The organism is Pseudomonas sp. OTU750018 (assembly GCF_011636575.1).
GTDB classification, from domain to species: Bacteria; Pseudomonadota; Gammaproteobacteria; order Pseudomonadales; family Pseudomonadaceae; genus Aquipseudomonas; species Aquipseudomonas peli.
On record NZ_JAAPAU010000003.1, the window covers coordinates 299,650 to 320,306 of the forward strand.

Annotated in this window: 21 protein-coding genes; 12 read left to right on the forward strand and 9 right to left on the reverse strand. The window is 61.1% G+C overall.

Going from position 1 to position 20,657, the window contains the following annotated elements:
• The first annotated feature begins 162 nt into the window (after positions 1-162).
• The 5 genes from HCI85_RS16900 to HCI85_RS16920 all read left to right on the forward strand — a co-directional run bounded on the left by HCI85_RS16900 (position 163) and on the right by HCI85_RS16920 (position 4,984).
• Complete coding sequence (locus HCI85_RS16900; RefSeq protein ID WP_160086645.1) at positions 163-1,557, forward strand: FAD-binding oxidoreductase; 1,395 nt, start codon at positions 163-165, stop codon at positions 1,555-1,557.
• A 271-nt stretch (positions 1,558-1,828) separates the two neighbouring features.
• On the forward strand, positions 1,829-2,494 hold the full coding sequence (locus tag HCI85_RS16905) for a fumarylacetoacetate hydrolase family protein (RefSeq protein WP_167146274.1): 666 nt from the start codon (positions 1,829-1,831) through the stop codon (positions 2,492-2,494).
• Positions 2,495-2,607: 113 nt separating this feature from the next.
• Positions 2,608-3,543, forward strand: coding sequence for an SdiA-regulated domain-containing protein (locus tag HCI85_RS16910; RefSeq protein ID WP_167146277.1), 936 nt, complete (start codon positions 2,608-2,610; stop codon positions 3,541-3,543).
• 84 nt (positions 3,544-3,627) lie between these two features.
• Positions 3,628-3,975, forward strand: coding sequence for a NirD/YgiW/YdeI family stress tolerance protein (locus tag HCI85_RS16915; protein ID WP_160086651.1), 348 nt, complete (start codon positions 3,628-3,630; stop codon positions 3,973-3,975).
• An 88-nt stretch (positions 3,976-4,063) separates the two neighbouring features.
• Positions 4,064-4,984 carry an SdiA-regulated domain-containing protein gene (locus HCI85_RS16920; RefSeq protein ID WP_167146280.1) on the forward strand — a complete coding sequence of 307 codons (921 nt, stop codon included), beginning with the start codon at positions 4,064-4,066 and terminating at the stop codon, positions 4,982-4,984.
• Here HCI85_RS16920 and HCI85_RS16925 read toward each other — a convergent pair.
• Positions 4,965-6,362: a NorM family multidrug efflux MATE transporter gene (locus HCI85_RS16925; RefSeq protein WP_167146283.1), complete on the reverse strand. Its 1,398-nt coding sequence runs from the start codon at positions 6,360-6,362 to the stop codon at positions 4,965-4,967. The two genes, HCI85_RS16920 and HCI85_RS16925, sit on opposite strands and share 20 nt — an antisense overlap.
• Positions 6,363-6,500: 138 nt before the next feature.
• On the opposite strand from HCI85_RS16925, the gene HCI85_RS16930 reads away from it, so the two are divergent.
• Both HCI85_RS16930 and HCI85_RS16935 read left to right on the forward strand, forming a co-directional pair.
• Complete coding sequence (locus tag HCI85_RS16930; RefSeq protein WP_167146287.1) at positions 6,501-7,430, forward strand: LysR substrate-binding domain-containing protein; 930 nt, start codon at positions 6,501-6,503, stop codon at positions 7,428-7,430.
• 338 nt (positions 7,431-7,768) lie between these two features.
• Positions 7,769-8,557 carry a gamma-glutamyl-gamma-aminobutyrate hydrolase family protein gene (locus HCI85_RS16935; RefSeq protein ID WP_167146290.1) on the forward strand — a complete coding sequence of 263 codons (789 nt, stop codon included), beginning with the start codon at positions 7,769-7,771 and terminating at the stop codon, positions 8,555-8,557.
• 56 nt (positions 8,558-8,613) lie between these two features.
• Here HCI85_RS16935 and HCI85_RS16940 read toward each other — a convergent pair whose 3' ends face one another.
• On the reverse strand, positions 8,614-10,113 hold the full coding sequence (locus tag HCI85_RS16940) for a YifB family Mg chelatase-like AAA ATPase (protein ID WP_167146293.1): 1,500 nt from the start codon (positions 10,111-10,113) through the stop codon (positions 8,614-8,616).
• 39 nt (positions 10,114-10,152) lie between these two features.
• Positions 10,153-10,422, reverse strand: a complete 270-nt coding sequence (locus HCI85_RS16945; RefSeq protein ID WP_090254591.1) for an accessory factor UbiK family protein — start codon at positions 10,420-10,422, stop codon at positions 10,153-10,155.
• Between the two features lie 426 nt (positions 10,423-10,848).
• Between HCI85_RS16945 and glnK the strand changes: the two genes are divergently transcribed.
• The 4 genes from glnK to sutA all read left to right on the forward strand — a co-directional run bounded on the left by glnK (position 10,849) and on the right by sutA (position 14,454).
• Positions 10,849-11,187, forward strand: a complete 339-nt coding sequence (gene glnK, locus HCI85_RS16950) for a P-II family nitrogen regulator (RefSeq protein WP_021700071.1) — start codon at positions 10,849-10,851, stop codon at positions 11,185-11,187.
• Positions 11,188-11,223: 36 nt separating this feature from the next.
• The gene (locus HCI85_RS16955; RefSeq protein ID WP_160086663.1) at positions 11,224-12,537 is read left to right on the forward strand and encodes an ammonium transporter; all 1,314 of its coding nucleotides are present in this window, start codon (positions 11,224-11,226) and stop codon (positions 12,535-12,537) included.
• Positions 12,538-12,615: 78 nt separating this feature from the next.
• Positions 12,616-13,866: an ammonium transporter gene (locus HCI85_RS16960; RefSeq protein ID WP_160086665.1), complete on the forward strand. Its 1,251-nt coding sequence runs from the start codon at positions 12,616-12,618 to the stop codon at positions 13,864-13,866.
• Positions 13,867-14,124: 258 nt separating this feature from the next.
• Positions 14,125-14,454: a transcriptional regulator SutA gene (sutA, locus tag HCI85_RS16965; protein WP_160014953.1), complete on the forward strand. Its 330-nt coding sequence runs from the start codon at positions 14,125-14,127 to the stop codon at positions 14,452-14,454.
• A gap of 151 nt (positions 14,455-14,605) precedes the next feature.
• Here the strand turns inward: sutA and HCI85_RS16970 are convergent, their stop codons facing one another.
• Genes HCI85_RS16970 through lptM form a run of 6 tightly spaced genes read right to left on the reverse strand, consistent with a single transcriptional unit; the run spans position 14,606 to position 19,152 of the window.
• Positions 14,606-15,301 carry an HAD family hydrolase gene (locus HCI85_RS16970; protein WP_167146296.1) on the reverse strand — a complete coding sequence of 232 codons (696 nt, stop codon included), beginning with the start codon at positions 15,299-15,301 and terminating at the stop codon, positions 14,606-14,608.
• The gene (gene xerC / locus HCI85_RS16975; protein WP_167146299.1) at positions 15,298-16,200 is read right to left on the reverse strand and encodes a tyrosine recombinase XerC; all 903 of its coding nucleotides are present in this window, start codon (positions 16,198-16,200) and stop codon (positions 15,298-15,300) included. The genes HCI85_RS16970 and xerC overlap by 4 nt, the downstream gene beginning before the upstream one ends.
• Before the next feature lie 38 nt (positions 16,201-16,238).
• Positions 16,239-16,937: a DUF484 family protein gene (locus tag HCI85_RS16980; protein WP_160086671.1), complete on the reverse strand. Its 699-nt coding sequence runs from the start codon at positions 16,935-16,937 to the stop codon at positions 16,239-16,241.
• Positions 16,934-17,764 (reverse strand): diaminopimelate epimerase, encoded by an 831-nt coding sequence (dapF, locus tag HCI85_RS16985; RefSeq protein WP_090254604.1) that lies wholly within the window; start codon positions 17,762-17,764, stop codon positions 16,934-16,936. Before dapF ends, HCI85_RS16980 begins: the two co-directional genes overlap by 4 nt.
• A 5-nt stretch (positions 17,765-17,769) precedes the next feature.
• A complete protein-coding gene (lysA, locus tag HCI85_RS16990) occupies positions 17,770-19,017 on the reverse strand; it encodes a diaminopimelate decarboxylase (protein WP_167146302.1) in 1,248 nt (415 codons plus the stop codon).
• Between the two features lie 9 nt (positions 19,018-19,026).
• Positions 19,027-19,152 carry an LPS translocon maturation chaperone LptM gene (lptM, locus tag HCI85_RS16995; protein WP_167146305.1) on the reverse strand — a complete coding sequence of 42 codons (126 nt, stop codon included), beginning with the start codon at positions 19,150-19,152 and terminating at the stop codon, positions 19,027-19,029.
• Positions 19,153-19,565: 413 nt separating this feature from the next.
• Here lptM and HCI85_RS17000 point away from each other — a divergent pair, with 413 nt between their 5' ends.
• A complete protein-coding gene (locus HCI85_RS17000) occupies positions 19,566-20,606 on the forward strand; it encodes an AraC family transcriptional regulator (RefSeq protein WP_167146308.1) in 1,041 nt (346 codons plus the stop codon).
• Positions 20,607-20,657 lie beyond the last annotated feature (51 nt).

The window sequence follows — 20,657 nt, forward strand, 5'->3', positions numbered from 1 at the left end:
TAGTGTCAGGGAAGAGGCCGAACGCCGCCGGCCGCAGCCCGCAGATCGGCTCGGGGGCACGATTCACGGGGGGCGTATGCTAGCATACGAGCCCCGCGAAACACCTACCCTGGCAGATGAAGCGTGCTCAGGGTGACCATGAATCGTTTGAGAGTTCCGTAGATGACCAACCCTGCGCTGATCGAAGAGCTGAAGACCCTGGTTGAGCCCGGCAAGGTGCTGACCGATGCCGATTCCCTCAATACCTACGGCAAGGACTGGACCAAGCACTTCGCCCCAGCGCCGCTGGCGATTGCCTTCCCCAAGAGCATCGAGCAGGTGCAGGCCATCGTTCGCTGGGCCAATCAGCACAAGGTCGCGCTGGTGCCGTCGGGTGGCCGCACCGGTTTGTCCGCCGGCGCGGTGGCGGCCAATGGTGAAGTGGTTGTGGCCTTCGACTACATGAACCAGATTCTCGACTTCAACGAATTCGACCGCACGGCGGTATGCCAGCCCGGCGTGGTGACCAAGCAGCTGCAGATGTTCGCTGAGGACAAGGGCCTGTACTACCCGGTGGACTTCGCCTCGGCGGGTTCCAGCCAGATTGGCGGCAACATCGGCACCAATGCCGGCGGTATCAAGGTGATTCGCTACGGCATGACCCGCAACTGGGTGGCTGGGCTGAAGGTCGTCACCGGCACCGGCGAGCTGCTGGAACTGAACAAGGACCTGATCAAAAACGCTACCGGTTATGACATGCGTCAGCTGTTTATCGGCGCTGAAGGCACCCTGGGCTTCGTCGTCGAGGCCACCATGCGCCTGGACCGTGCACCGAAGAACCTCACCGCGATGGTGCTCGGCACCCCGGACTTCGACTCGATCATGCCGGTGCTGCATGCCTTTCAGAACAAGCTGGACCTGACCGCTTTCGAATTCTTCTCTGACAAAGCCCTGGCCAAGATCATGGCCCGTGGCGACGTACCGGCGGCGTTTGAAACCGATTGCCCGTTCTACGCCCTGCTGGAATTCGAAGCCACCACCGAGGAAGTCGCCGAAGCGGCCCTGGCCACCTTCGAGCATTGCGTCGAGCAGGGCTGGGTGCTGGACGGCGTGATGAGCCAGAGTGAGCAGCAGCTGCAGAACCTGTGGAAGCTGCGCGAATACATCTCCGAGACCATCAGCCACTGGACGCCGTACAAGAACGATATTTCGGTCACCGTCTCCAAGGTGCCAGCCTTCCTGCACGATATTGACCGCATTGTCGGCGAACACTACCCGGACTTTGAAATCGTCTGGTTCGGCCATATCGGTGACGGCAACCTGCACCTGAATATCCTGAAGCCGGAGAACCTGTCCAAGGACGAGTTCTTCGCCAAGTGCGCCACCGTCAACAAGTGGGTGTTTGAGACCGTGCAGAAGTACAACGGCTCGATCAGCGCTGAACACGGTGTGGGCATGACCAAGCGCGATTACCTGACCTACAGCCGTTCGGAAGCCGAGATTGGCTATATGAAGGCGATCAAGGCAGTGTTTGACCCCAACGGCATCATGAACCCGGGCAAGATCTTCCCGCTCTGAAAGCTGCTGCGCTCGGCCATGCTGCGTTGGCGAAGTCAGGAAAAATGCTCATTGGCACAAGCCAACTCCGCTTTTTCCCGACTCCGCCGCCTTGCCTGGCCTTCGCTCGCAACGCTTTCAGCAAGCTGATTAAGTCTTTAGTCGAAACGACAGCCCGTGAAAGGTCGTCCACCATGGGCGATCAACGATTCAGAGCGTAGGGCGGGGCTACCGCTCTACGCCGTCTGCTCGCACAACGAGCGGCGTCATGCATTCCCATCAGGAGTTGCTTATGAGCTACCAGCATCAGTATGTCGATGGCACCCATATCCACTTTCCCATGGGCAAGGTTGTGTGCATCGGTCGTAACTACGCCGAACATGCCAAGGAACTGAACAACCCGGTTCCGACCGAGCCCTTGCTGTTTATCAAAGCGGGCAGCTGTGTGGTGCCGCTGGATGACGGTTTTACCCTGGTTGAAGGTAAGGGTGACGTGCATTACGAGGCGGAAATCGCTGTGTTGATCGGCAAGCCGCTGTCGCGCACGCCGAACGCTGAAGAAGTACGTGATGCCATTTCCGGCTTCGCCCCGGCGTTGGACCTGACGCTGCGCGACCTACAGGCCACGCTCAAGGCCAAGGGTTACCCCTGGGAAACCGCCAAATCCTTCGACGGTGCCTGCGTGCTGGCGCCATTCGTGCCGGGTGATGCCGTTGAAGACCTTGCCGATATCGGCATCCGCCTGGCGATCAACGGTGAAGTGCGTCAGGACGGCAACAGCCGTGACATGCTTAACCCAATTCTGCCGATGATCCAGCACATCTGCGGCCACTTCAGTCTGCAGCCGGGTGATGTGATCCTCACCGGTACGCCAGTGGGTGTCGGCCCGCTGCACAAGGGTGATGAGCTGGTGCTGGAACTGGTCGGCCACAGCCGCTTCGCCAGTCGCGCGCTCTAGGTCATCTGGCCGTGTACGCAGGCACCTGGAGGTGCCTGTTGGTCGGTTGGCGTCATAGAAACTTAAGGGTTGCTCTCTAGTCTGATAGCCATCGTTCTGCTGAGTTGTGTGCGATGTCGATCTGGATTACTCGGCTGGTGCGTCTGCGCTGGCTAATTGTGTTGTTCCTCCTCCTCGTGATTGCTCTGCTGGTGATGAATTATCGTCACTGGGATGATCGCTTTTCCTTCTGGGTTCAGCAGCAGCAGGTGGGTGCTGCCGAGCAGCAGGCAAGCATCTGGTTGCCGGGTTATAAGGCCGTGCTGCAAGGCAAACCACTGCAAGGGCTGGAAGACGACGAGGTGTCCGGGCTGACCTACAGCGCGGAAAGCGACACCCTGTTTACCGTGACTGGGAAATACCCACAGTTGATCGAGCTGACCCTGGATGGTCAGGTGCTCCGGCGTATCGATCTGCTCGGCTTCGCCAATCCCGAAGGGGTCGAGATGCTGTCCGACGGCCGCCTGGCGATTATCGATGAGCGCAAGCGCACCTTGACCACCTTCAAACTCAGCGCCCTGACACGCCGCCTGGAGTTTGCCGATCTACCGTCGTTCGACCTGGGTTTTATTGATGCCGGCAATAAGGGCTTCGAGGGCATTGCCTGGGATTCGCGCAACGAGCGCGTGCTGCTGGGTAAGGAGCGTGGTCCGCTGGGGTTGTTCAGTCTGCCGTTTCCAGGCGAGGACGGTGCCACGGGCACCCTTGAGCCGATGAGTTCCGGGCACCTGTTTCTGCGTGATATTTCTTCACTGACCTACGATCCTCGGACTGGGCATGCCTTGGTGCTTTCCGATGAATCCAGCCTGCTACTGGAGGTGGATGCTCTGGGCGAGCCCGTCAGCTTTATCAGCCTGAGTCGCGGCATGAATGGCCTGCATGGCGGCATTGAGCAGGCCGAAGGAGTGACCATGGATGCGGCAGGCAATATCTATATCGTCAGCGAGCCCAACCTGTTCTACGTCCTGCGCAAGGCCCCGGTGGCCGAACAGCCCGCTGTTGCGGATTAAGTTTGGCTTAAGCACCGATTAAGCCTGGCTTCAGCTAGGCCCTCTACTCTGGCCCCATCACCTAACTGATTAGAGGGTTACCCCATGAAGCGTTTCACCTTGGCTCTGCTGCTGGCTCCACTGTTCTCCACCGCCGCCATGGCCACCGGTTATACCGGCCCAGGCGCCACTGCTCAGGTCACCACCGTAGCGGCCGCATTGGACGCTGCCGACGATACACCGGTGGTGCTGCAAGGGCAGATCGTCAAGCGCCTACAGGATGAGTTGTACGAATTCAAAGACGCCAGCGGCACCATCAACGTCGAAATCGACGACGAGCATTGGCCGGCCCAGGCCATTTCTGAAAAGGCCGTGGTCAAGATCAGTGGTGAAGTGGATCGTGACCTGACCAGCCGCGAAATCGATGTCGAATACCTCGAACTGGTCAAGTAAATCACTCGATCATGCGCCCATGTCAGCCCGAAGCCCTGCTTCGGGCTGACGCCGTTGTGCCACCCGTTATTGTTGAGAGTGAAGCGTCATGCGAGATCATTTCACCCTGAAGCGTCTGCTGCTGAGCCTTGTCGCGCTGTCCTTGCTGCTGCTGGGCCTGTTTGCGCAGGAGTACCGTTTGTTCGAGCGGGCTTGGTTCAATGTGCAGCAGTGGCAGCAAGCCGGTAACGGACAGCAGGGCTCCATGCTGTTGGCGGATTATCAGGTGGACCTTGAGGCCCGCGTGATCGAGGGCCTGAACGATGATGTCTCGGCGCTGACCTTCGACCCAGACCGCAACAGCCTGTTCACCGTGACCAACCAGAAGCCGCAGCTGCTGGAGTTATCGCTAGATGGTGAACTGCTACGGCGTATCGACTTGCATGGTTTTGGCGATGCTGAAGCGGTTGAGTACATCAGCCCAGGCCTGTATGTGATCACTGATGAGCGTAAGCAGCGTCTGATCAAGGTGCGGGTGGATGATGCCACCACCGAGTTGCATGCCGACCAGGCCCAGCAGTTCTCATTAAGCATTGGCCTGAATGGCAACAAGGGTTTCGAGGGCTTGGCCTACGATTCGGCTGGGCAGCGTCTGTTTGTAGCCAAAGAGCGCGATCCGATGCGCATCTATGAGATTCACGGTTTTCCTCAGCGAGACCCACAGAGCCCCTTTGCCGTGCACGTGGTGGATGATCAGCAGCGTGACGCTGGGCTATTTGTACGTGACCTCTCCAGCCTGCAATTTGATGAGCGCAGCGGGCATTTGCTGGCGCTGTCCGACGAGTCACGTCTGGTGCTGGAGCTGAATGTCGAGGGTAAGCCGATCAGCAGCCTGTCGCTGCTTGGCGGACGTAACGGCCTCAAACGCAGCGTACCGCAGGGCGAAGGCATCGCCATGGATAACCAAGGCGTGCTCTATCTGGTTAGCGAGCCGAATCTGTTCTATCGCTTCAAGAAACCAGGCGCTTAGGCTGTTGCGTGAAGGTTGTGGCCGCCGGTTGCAGTAGGCGCGCGGTTTTCCATTCAAAGCCCAGGGTTAGGCCGATGGCGGCGCAGGCCAGGCCGCCGGCTAATCCCCACCAAACGCCTTCTGCGCCCCAGCCCAGGGGGAAGGCTAGAGCCCAGGCCAGTGGCGCCCCAACTGCCCAATAGCAGCCGAGGCCAACCCAGAAGGTGGTCTTGGCGTCCTTGAGGCCGCGAATTGCGCCCATGGCGATGGTCTGAATGCCATCGAAGAACTCGAACCAGGCAGCAATCGCCAGCAGTGCAACGGCCAGGCTCACCACCTCGGCATAGGCGCTGTCGCTGTGGTCGAGAAACAGCCCCACTACCCAATGCGGCGCCAGCCAGAACAGGCAGGCGAAACCCAGCATACACAGCGCACCGAGGCCAAGGCCCAGGCGACCGGCTTGGCGTGCCTGCTGCAGGCGGCCGGCACCAAAGTGCTGACCGATACGGAAGGTCACCGCGTAGGAAATCCCCACCGGCACCATAAACGCCACGTACACCGACATGATTGCGATCTGGTGCGCCGCCAGTTGCGTGCTGCCCAGCGCGCCCATGCACAGCGCGGCAAAGGCAAACAGGCCTGACTCCACCGCATAGGTGCCGCCAATCGGCAGGCCCAGACGCAGTAGCTCTTTCAGCTCGGCCCACACCGGCCGCAACAAGCCGCGCCACAGCGGATAAGGGCTGTAGGCGCTGTGGTGCAACACATGCCAGGCCAGCAGCAGCGCCATCACATTCATCACCACGGCGGTGACCAGGCCGATTCCGGCCAGGCCCAGTGGCGGCAGGCCGAACCAGCCCTTGATCAGTGCATAGTTGAGGATGAAGTTGGCCAGCGCCCCGCCAATGCTGATGGCCATCACCGGGCCTGGGCGGCCGATGGCGCTAGTAAAACCGCGCAGGGCCATAAAACTCATATAGCCGGGCAGGGCAAACACCAGGGTTGAAAGAAACTGCATGCCGCCGCTGACGTTCTCCGGCTTCTGGCCGAAATACAGCAGTGCCGGGCCGAGGTTCCACAGCGCCAGGCCAGCCAGCAGTGCCAGGCCCCAGCCCAGCCACAGGCCGTTCTGCGTCAGCCGGGTCACTCCGGCGGCGTCCTGTGCGCCGTGACGGATCGCCACTAGGTTGCCGACTGAGGCAATCACCCCCACGCAGAAGATCGACACAAAGGAGTAACTGGCTGCGCCCAGGCCGCCAGCGGCCAGGGTGGCGGGGCCGAGCAGGCCCATCATCACGGTGTCGGTAAACACCATCAGCACATGCGCCAGTTGCGCAGCAATCAGCGGCCCGGCAAGTTTCAGGATGGCGCGCAGTTCGCCACGAAGCGGATGCAGCATGATGAGTTCTACTCAGTTAGAAGGCTTGCTCGGGTGATCCGCGCAGGCAGAGAATGCGCCTATTCTCATAAGCCAGCCGTGGCAGCACAAAAGGATAATAGCGATGACAGGCATGACTATTACTCATGGAGCGCGGTCGTGAGTCAGCGCTTGCCCCCGCTCTATGCCCTGCGCGCCTTCGAGGCGGCGGCACGGCACAGCTCCTTTACCCGCGCCGCCGAAGAACTGGCGATTACCCAGAGTGCGGTCAGCCGTCACGTGCGCACCCTGGAGGAACACTTTGCCTGCCGCCTGTTCGAGCGTCGGGGCCGCAGTCTGCAACTCACCGAGACGGCGCGCATGTTGCTGCCGGGGCTGCGCGATGGCTTCGAGGCGTTGGAACGCGCCTGTAACACCCTGCGTGTCGACGATACGGTGCTGCGCCTGAAAGCCCCGTCGACGCTGACCATGCGCTGGTTGCTGGCGCGCCTGTCGCGCTATCGCCTGCTCAGCGCCAGTGAGGTGCAACTGACCAGCGCCTGGATGGACGTGGACAAGGTGGACTTTCTGCATGAGCCATTCGACTGCGCCGTCCTGCTCAGTCAGGGCGATTTCCCGGAGGAATGGGAAAGCACCGAGCTGTTTGCCGAATGGTTGATTCCGGTCTGCGCGCCAGAAGCCTTGAGCGAACAACCTTGGGATCTGGCGCGTCTGCAGGCCGCCGAACTGCTGCACCCGACTCCGGATCGCCGCGACTGGCGACAGTGGTTGCAGGCCATGGGCCTGGCGGATCAGTTGCCGCTCAAGGGTGGCCAGGTCTTCGACACCCTGGAGCTGGGCATGGTGGCCGCGGCGCGTGGCTATGGCGTATCGATTGGTGATCTGGTGATGGTCGCCGAGGATGTCGCGCAAGGCCGGCTCGGCCTACCCTGGCCCAGCGCGGTGCCCAGTGGCTGCAGCTACTACCTGGTATGGCCAAAAGCGCGCCGAGGCCAGGAGCGCTTTCGCCGTTTGCGCGATTATCTGGTAGCCGATGTGGCGGCTATGCAGCTGCCGGTTGTTGAGCGGGTGGGAAGTCGGGCACGTTAGCGGGTGACGCGTAGAGCGTAAAAAATATTGGACTATCCTTTGTTGGCTTATTCGTATTAACGCTTTTAAAACATAGGGTTAATGCGATTTTATATTGAGCTGTCTGCTGCTTGCGGTCTGATTTCTTAACGATCCGAGCGTATTTGTTTGACATATTTTACGGCTTTGGCAGACTGGCTTCAGGATTGTGGCTGCCAGATGAGCGCTTATCGTGCATCTGATGCCGCTGCGGCGGGCATCTAGACAGGCGCAATCAGCCGTAAAACAGAAGGTGCGCGACAACCGTCAGCCCTTCTGCACAACAACGGCAGCCAATCCCGGCTGCCCCAAGGTGATGTATGTCCAACAACAATACGAAACAGCGCCCAGGCGCGCGTAAACCGGTTGTCCTGATGTCCATGGGCGCTCAAGAGCGCAAAGGGCATGCCTATCAAGTCATGACCCACAAATACATAACCCCGCTGGTCGAACTGTCGGGCTGTGTGCCGCTGCTGGCGCCCAGCTGCTGCGGCGCGGATGACATCGAGCAGTACCTGTCGATGGTCGATGGCGTGTACCTGACCGGTGCGGGCAGCAATATCGATCCGGCCCTCTACGGCCAGGAAAACCTGACCCCGACCAAGGGCCAGGATAAGGACCGTGATCTGTTTGATATTCCATTGATTCACGGTGCGTTGGCCCGTGGTCTGCCGCTGTTCGCGATCTGCCGTGGCATGCAGGAAATCAACGTGGCCCTGGGCGGCAATATCCACCAGAAGGTCTACGAAGTCCCGGGCATGAATGACCACCGCGAAGACACCAGTGCTCCGGTGGAGGTGCAATACGCCGACAGCCACAGCGTGCGCGCGCTGCCTGGTAGCTGGTTTGCTGAGCTGATGGGCGAGGCCGAGTTCCCGGTCAACTCGCTGCACGGCCAGGCGTTGGATCAGCTGGGGGAGGGCGTCGAGGCGCTAGCTCACGCCGAGGATGGCCTGGTTGAGGCGATTCACCTGCCGGGCGCCGAGCAGTTCACACTGGCAGTGCAATGGCACCCGGAGTGGCAGGCGGCGCAGAACCCGCATTCGGTGAAAATCTTCAAGGCGTTCGGTGATGCGTGTCGTGAGCAGGTAGCCCGCCGCGACCAGTAAGCGTTCCAACTGCACATTAAGAAGCCCCGCTTGCGGGGCTTTTTTATGGCTGCGATTCAGGCTCCGCTGATGCTGGGTCGGTACTGCAGGGCTTCACCCAAGTGGCTGCGGCGAATATGTGCAGCACTGTCTAGGTCGGCCAGGGTGCGCGCCACCTTCAACACCCGATGGGCCGCACGCAGGCTCAGTCCCAGGCGCTCACAGGCGTTTTCCAGCCACTGGCGGTCTTCGCCCTGCAGGCTGCAATGTTGCTGCACGCCATTGAGATCGAGGTGGGCATTGGCGCAGCCCTGGCGCGCCAGTTGCTGCTGGCGTGCCTGCACCACCTGCTCGGCCAGTTCGGCGCTGCTTGGGCTGGGCTCGGCGTCAGCGTGCAGTCGGGTGGTTTCCCGCGGCACGCTGAGGTGCAGATCGATGCGGTCGAGTAACGGGCCGGAGAGTTTGCTGCGGTAGCGCTGGATCTGTTCAGTGGAACAGCGGCAGCGCCCGGACGGATCGCCCAGATGCCCGCAAGGGCACGGATTCATAGCCGCCACCAGCTGAAAGCGCGCAGGAAAACGCACTTTGTCGCGTGCCCGAGCAATCACGATCTGGCCACTTTCCAGGGGCTCACGCAGCACCTCCAAAACCTTACGGTCAAATTCGGGGAGCTCATCGAGGAATAAAACGCCGTGATGAGCCAAGGTGATTTCACCCGGCTGCGGGCGACTACCGCCACCGACCAGCGCGGGGCCTGAAGCACTGTGGTGTGGGGTTCTGAAGGGGCGTTGCGGCCAGGCGCTAAGCGGAACGTGGCTGGCCACGGAATGAATTGCGGCGACTTCCAGCGCCTCCTGTTCATCCAGCGGCGGTAACAAGCCGGGCAGGCGGCTGGCCAGCAGGGTTTTTCCCGTGCCGGGTGGACCGGTAAATAGAAGATTGTGCGAACCGGCCGCTGCTACCAGCAGCGCGCGTTTGGCGGCGATCTGCCCCTGCACTTCGGCTAGATCGGGGTAGGGCAGCACTTGGCGCAGCAAGCCCTGGGCCTGATAGGGCGCAATCGGTGTTTGGCCATTGAGGTGGGCGGCGACTTCCAGCAGGTGCTCGACGGCAATCACCGTGAGTCCCGAGGCTAGGCTGGCTTCCTCGGCATTGGCCTTGGGCACTACTAAGGTGCGTCCGGCGGCGCGGGCGGCTAGCGCGGCGGGTAAGACGCCTTGTACCGGGCGAATCGCCCCGGACAGCGCCAGTTCACCCAGGAACTCAAGCGGCTCCAGTGCGCTGCTTGGCACCTGTCCGCTGGCGGCGAGAATGCCGAGGGCAATCGCCAGGTCGAAGCGCCCGCCGTCCTTGGGTAAATCGGCCGGTGCCAGATTCAAGGTAATCCGCCTGGGCGGGAACTCGAAGGCGCAATTGAGGATGGCGCTGCGCACCCGGTCCTTGCTTTCCTTGACGGCGGTTTCCGGCAAACCAACTAGGGCTAGCGAGGGCAGGCCATTGGCCAAGTGGGCTTCGACGGTGACGGCGGGGGCTTCAACACCCACTTGGGCGCGGCTGTGGACTATGGCCAGGGACATCGATCACTCCTTGATCGGCTGATGCATCCGCTGCGGGTGTTACTCGCGGGTGGCTGGGGCGTCTGCGCTGCGTGCTTCCATTTCGGCGACCTTGGCTTCGAGAGCTTCCAGGCGGGCGCGGGTGCGGGCGAGCACGACCATCTGGCTGTCGAATTCGTCGCGGCTGACTAAGTCGAGTTTGCTGAAGGCGCTTTGCAGCAGCACTTTGAACTGGGCTTCGAACTCGCCGCGCGGCAAGGGCGCGTCACCGTTGAACAGGCGCGAGGCGTGGGTGGTCAGGGCGTCTAGTAGGGCTTTAGGTGGCAGCATGATGAGGTTCCGTTTACAGATGGCGGCAGTGTAGCACGCAGCTTTATCGGGCTTGCCGGCCGGGTCCGGAACGGGTTGGCGGCTTCTGCACGGTTTTCGCGCGCTGCTTGGCGGGCTGTTGCACCGTTGTTGTGCGCTGGCGGTTGGCTAGTACTGGGCTAAAACGCCCGTTTGCCGGGTAACTGCATGAAATAAATCGGTTTTACCTGATCTGGCAAGCTTTCTGCTTTGTCTCTTGCGACGCATGCACCGATGCAGTTCCGGTGCGTCAGGCGAAGCGGGGAAGTGCTTCGTCGGGAGCGGTTGGTGAGTATCGGTGCTGCTGGATCAGGGCGGCGATGCATTACAAAAGCCAGGCACTGCGCTTAGACTTGGTCCGGGTTCGCAATTCCTGGGGCATGTCCACCTTACACGGGAGAGAGTTACATGAAGCTAGTCACTGCCATCATCAAGCCGTTCAAGCTGGACGACGTCCGTGAGTCACTGTCGGAGATCGGCGTGCAGGGTATCACCGTCACTGAAGTCAAAGGCTTCGGTCGCCAGAAAGGCCATACCGAGCTGTATCGCGGTGCTGAATACGTGGTCGATTTCTTGCCAAAAGTGAAAATCGACGTGGCCATCGCTGACGATCAACTCGATCGCGTCATCGAGGCCATCACCAAAGCTGCTAACACCGGCAAGATCGGTGACGGCAAGATTTTCGTTGTAAACCTGGAACAGGCGATCCGCATCCGTACCGGCGAAACCGGCACCGACGCAGTTTAAGCCTCCGAACGAACCCCACGCCCCAGGAGTTAAACCATGACTCTGCGAAAAATCGCAGGGCTAGGAGCCCTTTTGTCTCTAGTTCCTGGCTTTGCCATGGCCGAAGAGGCAAGCCTGAACAGCGGCGACACCGCTTGGATGTTGGTCGCCACTGTACTGGTGCTGTTTATGACCATCCCCGGTCTGGCGCTTTTCTACGCTGGCATGGTGCGTTCGAAGAACGTGCTGTCGGTGCTGATGCAGTGTTTTGCAGTAACCGGGTTGATCAGCATTCTGTGGGTCGTTTACGGCTACAGCCTGGCCTTTGATACCACTGGCATGGAGCAGGGAGTCGTCAACTTCAACTCCTTCGTCGGCGGTTTCTCCAAAGCCTTCCTATCTGGTTTGACCCTGGACAGCCTGGTGGCTGGGATTCCAGAGAGCGTGTTCATCACCTTTCAGATGACCTTCGCCATCATCACTCCGGCGCTGATCGTCGGTGCCTTCGCTGAGCGCATGAAGTTCTCGGCCATGCTGATCTTCATGGCCGTGTGGTTCACCCTGGTATATGCGCCTATCGCGCACATGGTTTGGGGCGGCAACGGGGCGCTGATGTGGGACTGGGGTGTGCTCGACTTTGCGGGCGGCACCGTGGTGCACATCAACGCCGGTATCGCCGGTCTGGTGGCCTGTCTGGTGCTGGGCAAGCGCAAGGGTTTCCCAACGACCGCCATGCCGCCGCACAACCTTGGCTACACCCTGATCGGCGCAAGCATGCTCTGGGTCGGCTGGTTCGGCTTCAACGCAGGTTCTGCGCTGGCAGCCAACGGCAGCGCCGGTATGGCCATGCTGGTAACCCAGATTGCCACCGCTACCGCTGCGTTGAGCTGGATGTTCGCCGAGTGGATCACTCACCGCAAACCAAGCGTTCTGGGCATTGCCTCGGGCGCTGTGGCGGGTTTGGTGGCGATCACTCCGGCGTCCGGTACCGCGGGGCCGATGGGTGCTCTGGCGATTGGTCTGGCAAGTGGGGCGATCTGCTTCTTCTGCGCCACCAGCCTGAAACGCAAGCTGGGTTATGACGATTCCCTCGACGTGTTCGGTGTACACGCCGTGGGCGGCATTGTCGGCGCCATTCTCACCGGGGCGTTCGCCGCACCGGCCTTGGGTGGCTTCGGCACGGTGGAAAATATTCCGGCGCAGCTGTGGATCCAGTTCGAGGGGGTGGCCTTCACCGTGGTGTACACCGCAGTGGTGACCTTCGTGATTCTGAAAGTGATCGACCTAGTAATGGGCCTGCGTGTCAGCGAAGAGGAAGAGACCATCGGTCTCGATCTCGCCCTGCATAACGAGCGCGGCTACAACCTGTAAGCACACGGAGCGCGTCCGGAGCCAACCCGGACGTCTTAACCGAATAGCGCTAAAAAGCGCAACGGCAAGAGGTGAACCATGGACAACACAGCATTGACTGCACTGCAGTACGGTTTTGATACCTTCTACTTTTTGGTTTGCGGCGCCCTGGTAATGTGGATGGCAGCGGGTTTTGCCATGCTCGAATCCGGTCTGGTGCGAGCCAAGAACACCACTGAAATTCTCACCAAGAACATCGCCCTGTACGCAGTGGCGAGCATCATGTACCTGGTGATCGGTTACCACATCATGTACTCCAGCCCGGAAGGCGGCATCCTGCCAAGCCTGGGTTTCCTGCTGGGAGAAGAGAACAGCGTTGAGTCGGTTCTGGCCGGCGGTGACGATGCTCCTTACTACTCGGCCCGTTCGGATTTCTTCTTCCAGGTGGTGTTTGCCGCGACCTGCATGTCGATCGTTTCCGGTGCCGTGGCTGAGCGCATGAAGCTGTTCGCCTTCCTGGCGTTCGCCGTGGTCATGACCGGTTTCATCTACCCGGTACAGGGCTTCTGGAAATGGGGTTCGGGCTTCCTCAACGAAGCTGGCTTCCTCGACTTCGCTGGTTCTGGTGTGGTGCACATGGCTGGCGCTACGGCTGCCCTGGCTGGCGTACTGCTGCTCGGCGCCCGTAAAGGCAAGTACGGCCCGAATGGCCAGGTCAACGCCATTCCGGGGGCCAACCTGCCGATGGCAGCGCTGGGTACTTTCATCCTGTGGATGGGCTGGTTCGGCTTCAACGGTGGCTCGCAGCTGAAGATGAGCACCATCGAAGACGCCAACGCCGTGGCTAACGTGTTTGTTAACACCAACATGGCGGCTGCCGGTGGCCTGATCGCTGCGCTGATCGTGGCACGCATCCTGTTCGGCAAGGCTGACCTGACCATGGCCCTCAACGGTGCCCTGGCTGGCCTGGTGGCAATCACTGCCGAGCCGCTGACCCCGACTGCCCTGCAAGCAACCCTGATCGGTGGCGTGGGTGGCGTGCTGGTGGTGTTCTCGATCCTCGGTCTGGACAAACTCAAGCTCGACGATCCAGTCGGTGCCATCTCCGTACACGGTGTGGTCGGTATCTGGGGCCTGCTGGCGGTCTGCCTGACCAACAGCGACGCCACCCTCGGCGCACAGCTGCTGGGTATCGGTTCGATCTTCGCTTGGGTCTTCGTCTGCAGCCTGATCGTCTGGTCCATCATCAAGTTGGTGATTGGCCTGCGCGTCAGCGAGGAAGAAGAGTACGAAGGCGTGGACATCGCCGAATGCGGTATGGAAGCCTACCCGGAATTCACCAAGCGTTGATTTCCTCTGGTTTTGACAAGGGCGCCTTAGGGCGCCCTTTGTTTTTTCTGAATGCCCATTAAAGGTTGTGGTTTTTCAGCGTGTGCGCGGTTGTGATGGAGCGGCAACAGACCCTAGAATGCGCGCCGTTGAGCGCAGTTCGCCGATGCGCGGCGCTCAGCCCTAGGCAAGGCCACGGGATTTTTTATCAGCGACGTTAGAAAGCTGACGCAGCTGGGCTATAACTACTCTGCTTTTCGCAAGTCATGAGGTTGGAACATGAGCGACGAAGATCTGGAACACGACGAATTAGAAGGCGCTGACGAAGACGAAGGCGAGGAGCTGGCTGCCGCCGATGATGGCGACAGCAGCGATGATGGCGATGGTGACGACGAAGTCGTACCCGCTAGCAAAGGCAAAAAAGCCAAAGCCGCCGTCGACGTAGAAGAACTGCCGAGCATCGAAGCCAAGCAGAAAGAGCGTGATGCACTGGCCCGCGCCATGGAAGAGTTCCTCTCCCGTGGTGGCAAGGTGCAGGAAGTCGAGCCGAATGTGGTCTCTGATCCGCCCAAAAAGCCGGACAGCAAGTACGGCAGCCGCCCTATCTAAGGGCCTGCTGTAAAACAAAAAGCCCGTATGCCATCCGCGTGCGGGCTTTTTTGTGCGCGATGCCTTGTTAAGGCAGGCAGATGGCTTTGTAGGGTGGATGGCGCTTTATCCATCCACCGTTCATCGTCGGCCAACGCCGCACGTCTGCAGGCTATGCCCAGCTGTGCAGCAGCGCCGGCAGCTCGGCCAGGCTGCGGATCTCGCCATCAGGCGTAATCGCGTCGCTCCAGGTCTTACCCTGCGGGTTGAACCAAATCGCTCGCAGCCCGGCGGCCTTGGCTCCGGCGATGTCATCGCTGGGGTGGTCGCCGATATGTACCGCGTGTTCGGCGGCTATCCCGGCGCGCTTGAGCGCTTCCTCGAAGGGCTTCGGGTCGGGTTTGCCAATCCCAAGCTCTTCGGCGCACAGGGCGAACTGGAAGTAGTCGGCCAGGCCCAGACGACGCACATCGGCATTGCCGTTGGTGATGACCCCGAGCTGGAAGCGGTTGGCCAAAGCTTCAAGGGTTGGATGCACCTCGGCGAACAGTTCGACCTGATGACGCGCGGCAAGAAACACCTGAAAGCCCGCTTCGGCCAGCGCCTGCGCATCCGAGTTTGCATAGCCAGCGTCTGTCAGGGCATGCAGCAGAATGCGCCGGCGCAGTTCGCTGAGGCGATGCTTGAGCATCGGCTCGGCCTGCAGCAAGGTGGCGCGAATCGACCACAGATGCTCCACCGGCACCGCACCCAGCCGCGGCGCGTGCATCGCCAGCCAGTTGCGCAGCGCCGCTTCGGCGTCCTGCATCACTGGGGTGACATCCCACAGAGTGTCGTCGAGGTCGAAAGTGATCAGCTGAATGCTCATTCTGTGTTGCCTTTGCCTTTGCGTTTGGCCCTTGGGTGGGCCTGGTCATAAACAGTGGCCAGGTGCTGGAAATCCAGGTGGGTATAAACCTGGGTGGTGGCGATGTCGGCATGGCCGAGCAGCTCCTGCACCGCGCGCAGGTCCTGGGATGATTCGAGCATATGACTGGCGAAGCTGTGGCGCAGCATATGCGGGTGCAGGTGCTGGCCCAGCTCACGCACGCCGGCCTGGCGCACGCGCAGTTGCACCGCGCGTGGACCAATACGCCGACCTTGCTGGCTGATAAATACCGCGCCGTCGCTCGGGTTCGCCAGCGCACGCAGTGGCAGCCACTGCTGCATCGCTTCACGTGCCATGCGCCCAAGCGGCAGCTCGCGGGTCTTGTTGCCCTTGCCGATAACCCTTACCAATCCGGCGGGCAGGTCGAGGCCGTCGAGGTTGAGGCTCACCAGCTCCGACAGACGCAAGCCTGACGAGTAGAACAGCTCTAGCATGGCCTGATCGCGGCGGGCGATAAAGTCATCTTCCAAGGCGCCGTCGAGCAGTTGTGCGGTGCGGTCAGCGTCCAGGGTCTTTGGCAAGCGGCGCTCGCCCTTGGGCGGCGTCAGCCCGCTGGCTGGATCGCTGTCGCAGTGGCCCTCACGAATCAGATAACGATAGAGGCCACGGGTGGCCGAGAGCAGGCGCGCCAGGCTGCGGCTGGACTGGCCCTGCATGTGCAGGCGACCGACCATGCGGCGTAGGCGTGGGGTATCGAGCGTACGCCAGCTGTCGATCTGCTCTTGGGTGCAGAGCGCCAACAGCGTGCTGAGGTCGTGGCGATAGCCAATCAGGGTGTGCGGGGATAGCTGACGTTCGCTGCGCAGGTGTTCAAGGTAGGCGTCCAAGAGGTCTTGCATGGAAGCTCCCTGCGGTGCGGTCGGTGCAATGTTTAGCGCTAGCGCACCGAGCGCAAAGGTGTGGCAAAGCCTGGAGCGACGCGTGCCAGTACTTCGGCGATGTAACCGAGGAACAGTGTGCCCAGCGAGCTTTTGTAATGCTGCGGATCGGCGCTGCCAATCGCCAGCACGCCATGCAGGCCCTGATGGCTGATGCTGACCACCGCCGCTGAGCCCACCTGGGCACCGTCTTCGTTGCCGAACAGGAAGTTCAGTTCATGCTCGCGCAGCACGCCACAAATGGTTTTGCCACCAGCCAGCAGGCCGCCGATGGCTTGATGCGCTTCAGCGCTGCTGACTGAACGGCCGACCGGTATGGGCGTATCACTGAACAGAATCAAGCTGACAAAAGGCACCTGAAACTCGCGGCGCAGGCTGTCTTCGACGCAACTGACCACTTCTTCCAGGCTACTGGCGTCGAGTAGGTCGAGCACCAGGCGGCGGGTCTTGTCGAACAAACGATCGTTGTCGCGGGCCACGTCCATCAGTTGCGAGAGGCGGTGGCGCATTTCGATATTGCGCTCGCGCAGCAGTTTCACCTGGCGCTCGACCAACGATACGGTATCGCCGCGCTGGTGCGGAATGCGCAGCTCGGGGATCAACTCGTCGTGGTCGATAAAGAATTCCGGATGCAGACGCAGATAAGCGGCAACCGTTTCCGAATCCAATGGCTTGGGTGAATCCTGCTTGTCGGTCATAGGCGAACCTGTCCTTCGTACACACGTACTGCGGGTCCGGTCATCATAACGGGCTGGCCAGGACCTGCCCACTCGATGCTCAGTTTGCCGCCGGGCAGTTCGATCTGCACCGGTGAGTCCATCCAGCCCTGGCTGATTGCCGCCACTGCCGCAGCGCAGGCGCCGGTACCGCAGGCCTGGGTTTCCCCGGCGCCACGTTCCCAGACGCGTAGCTTGGCGCGTTGGCGGTCGACCACTTGCAGGAAACCGACGTTCACCCGCTGCGGAAAGCGCGAATGGTGTTCGAGTTTTGCCCCCAGGCTGTGCACTGGTGCGTTGTCGACGTTGTCGACGCGCAGCACGGCATGCGGGTTGCCCATGGATACGGCAGCCAGCTCAACGGTCTGACCGTCGACGGCCACGCTGTAGCTCAGTGCTTGCTGTTCGGCCTGGAACGGGATCTCGGCTGGCACCAGGCGCGGTGCGCCCATGTTGACACTGATCTGCCCGTCGTTGCGCACGTCCAGTTCGATGATGCCGCCCTTGGTTTCCACGCGCATCTGCTTCTTCACCGTCAGGCGCTTGTCCAGCACGAAGCGGGCGAAGCAGCGCGCACCGTTACCGCACTGCTCCACTTCCGAGCCGTCGGCATTGAAAATGCGGTAGCGGAAATCCACGTCCGGGTTGCTTGGCGGCTCGACCAGCAATAGCTGATCGAAGCCCACGCCGGTGTGGCGGTCGCCCCACTGCTTGGCGTTTTTCGGCTGAATATGCGCGTGCTGGCTGACCAGGTCGAGGACCATAAAGTCATTGCCGAGGCCGTGCATCTTGGTAAAGCGCAATAACATCGCCACTACTCCGGCAGGCGGCTTTCGCCCGCAAAGAGTTCGCTGAGCGTCTCACGGCGACGCACTTCGAAGGCGTGTTCACCATCCACCATCACCTCGGCGGCACGGCCGCGGGTGTTGTAGTTGGAGCTCATGACAAAACCGTAGGCACCCGCCGAGCGCACAGCCAGCAGGTCGCCTTCGGCCAGGGCCAGTTGGCGATCCTTGGCAAGGAAATCGCCGGTCTCGCAGATCGGCCCGACGATGTCATAGTTGCGCGGCGCACTGTCGCGCGGCTGAACTGCGACCACGTCCATCCAGGCCTGGTAAAGGGCCGGGCGGATCAGGTCGTTCATCGCCGCATCGACGATGGCGAAGTCTTTGTGCTCGGTGTGCTTGAGGTACTCGACCTGGGTCAGCAGCACGCCAGCGTTGGCGACGATCGAGCGGCCCGGTTCGAACACCAGGGCCAGGTCGCGGCCAGCAATGCGTTCACGCACGGCCTTGATGTAATCGCCGGCCAGTGGCGGCTGCTCGTCGCGGTATTGCACGCCGAGACCGCCACCCAGGTCCAGGTGCTTGATGCGGATGCCGTCTGCGGCGAGTTGATCGATCAGCGCGAGCAAACGGTCGAGGGCATCGAGAAACGGCGGCAACGTGGTCAGCTGCGAGCCGATATGGCAATCGACGCCGACCACTTGCAGGTTCGGCAGCGCAGCGGCGCGGGCGTAAACAGCCAGGGCCTGCTCGATATCGATGCCGAACTTGTTTTCTTTAAGACCGGTGGAAATGTACGGGTGGGTGCCAGCGTCGACGTCTGGGTTGACCCGCAGCGAGATCGCCGCAGTCTTGCCCAGCTCGGCGGCAACCAGTTGCAGGCGCTCGAGCTCGTCGGTGGATTCGACGTTGAAGCAGTGCACACCCACTTCCAGAGCGCGGCGCATGTCGTCACGACTCTTGCCAACGCCGGAGAAGACGATCTTGCTCGGCTCGCCACCGGCGCTGAGTACGCGTTCCAGCTCACCACGGGAGACGATGTCGAAGCCAGCGCCGAGGCGGGCCAGGACATTCAGCACGCCGATATTAGAGTTGGCTTTAACCGCAAAGCACACTAGGTGCGGCATGCCCTGCAGGGCATCGGCATAGGCGCGGTACTGCGCTTCGATGTGCGCACGCGAGTAAACGTAGGTCGGCGTACCGAAGCGTTGGGCGATGGCGGACAACGCCACGCCTTCCGCGAACAGCGCACCGTCGCGGTAGTTGAAGGCGTTCATGAGCTGTCCTTATTCGGTTTGCGCAGGCGCTGGCTGGCTTTCTTCCGGCAGGTACAGCGGGCCTTTCTGGCCGCAGCCAGCGAGCAGGGCGCTGATGGCAAGCATCGCGACAAAGGCAGTAAATAACCGCTTCATGGTGGAATCCTTGTAATAAAGCATGATTGCGCCGGAGTATACCGACCCCCCGACGCCTTGCCTATGCGCTGGGGTTCCCGTCGGGCGGGGCTTTGCCTGTATCTTTGGCGCTAGGGTCTGTTCCCATTTCGTCACGAGCCGCGTTGCCACGAAAAATCTCGCCAGGCTAGGCGGAGGACGCAGGTAATGGTGTTCCCTTGCCAAGTCCTCCAACACCGCATGGCGAGATTTTTCGCGCAACCCGAAGGGCCGGGCTAGTTTTAGCGCGATGCTGCGTTTCTCGACACTCATTTGGAACAACCAAACTTCGTGTCTCGTGCCTTGCCTCGCGCTAAAACTAGCTCCGGCGCGGCCGCGAACGAAACGGGAACAGCCCCTCGCTTTGCACCCATCGCCAGCGATCAGGAGACTGGATGGATAACCCCGTACCCGTTAGCAGCTCGGTTTCCGTTGCCTACCTGCAAGGTTTGCTCGATTACCTGACGCGCCAGGGTGTCGACAGCGCAGAGCTGCTGGAACGGGTGCAGCTCAGCCCGCAGATTCTTGCTCAGCGAGATCAGCGCATTGCCGCCAGCACTTATCTAGAGCTGCTCGGCCATGGCGCGCGGTTGACCGGTGATGAGCAACTGGGTCTGCACCTGGGTGAGGCGGTGCGTCCCGGTTATTACGGCGTGTTGGGTTATCTGATCATGAGCTGTGCGACCCTTGCCGACGCGTTGCATCGCCAAGCGCGCTATGCCGCGCTGGTTGGCAACCTGGGCCAGGTTGATCTTGCCGATGAGCCGCCGCGTGCAGGGCTGGAGCCGCAGGTGGCGCACAGCTGGCAGCCGTTGTTGCCGCAGCAGAAGCGTCAGCTCAGCGAAGAAACTCTGGCCGGCTGGGTAACCTTCGGCCACTGGATCAGTGGCCTGGATATTCCGCCGACCGAGGTGCGCTTCCAGCATTCGGCCCCGGCGGATAGCTCCGAGTACCAGCGGATCTTCCGTTGTCCGGTGCTGTTCGATCAGGCCGATAACGCCCTGGTATTCCCTAAGCGCCTGCTCGCCACGCCGCTCGGTCAGGCCGATGCGCAGGTGCGCTTGATGCTCGATGCCTATGCTGATCGCCTGCTTGGCGAGATTCAGCAGGGCCATAGCGTGCTCGATCGCGCGCGCCTGGAATTGTCCCGCCAGCTGCCGGAAGTGGGCGCCGATCTGCAGCAAATCGCCGCGCGTTTAGCGCTTAGTCCGCGTACCCTGCAGCGGCGTTTGCGCGAAGCCGGGTTATCCTTCAATCAGTTGGTGGATGAAACCCGTCAGCAACTGGTGTTGCATTACCTGCGCGACCCGGCGCTCGAACTGGCAGAAATCGCCTTCCTGGTCGGTTTCAGCGAGCCCGGTTCACTGGCCCGCGCGTTTCGCCGTTGGACCGGGCAAAGCCCAGGCGAATATCGCCGTAGCTTGAAAGAACATTAATCACCGCAGCCCAAGACTTTTGCAGTCGCTGAATTTTTTGAGGTAAGTCGC

Excerpts from the sequence above, each read along its gene's own strand:
- HCI85_RS16940 (WP_167146293.1), bottom strand. The coding sequence starts at position 10,113 with ATGTCCCTGGCCATAGTCCACAGCCGCGCCCAAGTGGGTGTTGAAGCC.
- HCI85_RS16935 (WP_167146290.1), top strand. The coding sequence starts at position 7,769 with ATGTCCAACAACAATACGAAACAGCGCCCAGGCGCGCGTAAACCGGTT.
- HCI85_RS17000 (WP_167146308.1), top strand. The coding sequence starts at position 19,566 with ATGGATAACCCCGTACCCGTTAGCAGCTCGGTTTCCGTTGCCTACCTG.
- xerC (WP_167146299.1), bottom strand. The coding sequence starts at position 16,200 with ATGCAAGACCTCTTGGACGCCTACCTTGAACACCTGCGCAGCGAACGT.
- HCI85_RS16970 (WP_167146296.1), bottom strand. The coding sequence starts at position 15,301 with ATGAGCATTCAGCTGATCACTTTCGACCTCGACGACACTCTGTGGGAT.
- HCI85_RS16900 (WP_160086645.1), top strand. The coding sequence starts at position 163 with ATGACCAACCCTGCGCTGATCGAAGAGCTGAAGACCCTGGTTGAGCCC.
- HCI85_RS16955 (WP_160086663.1), top strand. The coding sequence starts at position 11,224 with ATGACTCTGCGAAAAATCGCAGGGCTAGGAGCCCTTTTGTCTCTAGTT.
- glnK (WP_021700071.1), top strand. The coding sequence starts at position 10,849 with ATGAAGCTAGTCACTGCCATCATCAAGCCGTTCAAGCTGGACGACGTC.
- lptM (WP_167146305.1), bottom strand. The coding sequence starts at position 19,152 with ATGAAGCGGTTATTTACTGCCTTTGTCGCGATGCTTGCCATCAGCGCC.
- HCI85_RS16960 (WP_160086665.1), top strand. The coding sequence starts at position 12,616 with ATGGACAACACAGCATTGACTGCACTGCAGTACGGTTTTGATACCTTC.
- HCI85_RS16905 (WP_167146274.1), top strand. The coding sequence starts at position 1,829 with ATGAGCTACCAGCATCAGTATGTCGATGGCACCCATATCCACTTTCCC.
- HCI85_RS16910 (WP_167146277.1), top strand. The coding sequence starts at position 2,608 with ATGTCGATCTGGATTACTCGGCTGGTGCGTCTGCGCTGGCTAATTGTG.
- HCI85_RS16925 (WP_167146283.1), bottom strand. The coding sequence starts at position 6,362 with ATGCTGCATCCGCTTCGTGGCGAACTGCGCGCCATCCTGAAACTTGCC.
- lysA (WP_167146302.1), bottom strand. The coding sequence starts at position 19,017 with ATGAACGCCTTCAACTACCGCGACGGTGCGCTGTTCGCGGAAGGCGTG.
- HCI85_RS16920 (WP_167146280.1), top strand. The coding sequence starts at position 4,064 with ATGCGAGATCATTTCACCCTGAAGCGTCTGCTGCTGAGCCTTGTCGCG.
- HCI85_RS16980 (WP_160086671.1), bottom strand. The coding sequence starts at position 16,937 with ATGACCGACAAGCAGGATTCACCCAAGCCATTGGATTCGGAAACGGTT.
- dapF (WP_090254604.1), bottom strand. The coding sequence starts at position 17,764 with ATGTTATTGCGCTTTACCAAGATGCACGGCCTCGGCAATGACTTTATG.
- HCI85_RS16915 (WP_160086651.1), top strand. The coding sequence starts at position 3,628 with ATGAAGCGTTTCACCTTGGCTCTGCTGCTGGCTCCACTGTTCTCCACC.
- HCI85_RS16945 (WP_090254591.1), bottom strand. The coding sequence starts at position 10,422 with ATGCTGCCACCTAAAGCCCTACTAGACGCCCTGACCACCCACGCCTCG.
- sutA (WP_160014953.1), top strand. The coding sequence starts at position 14,125 with ATGAGCGACGAAGATCTGGAACACGACGAATTAGAAGGCGCTGACGAA.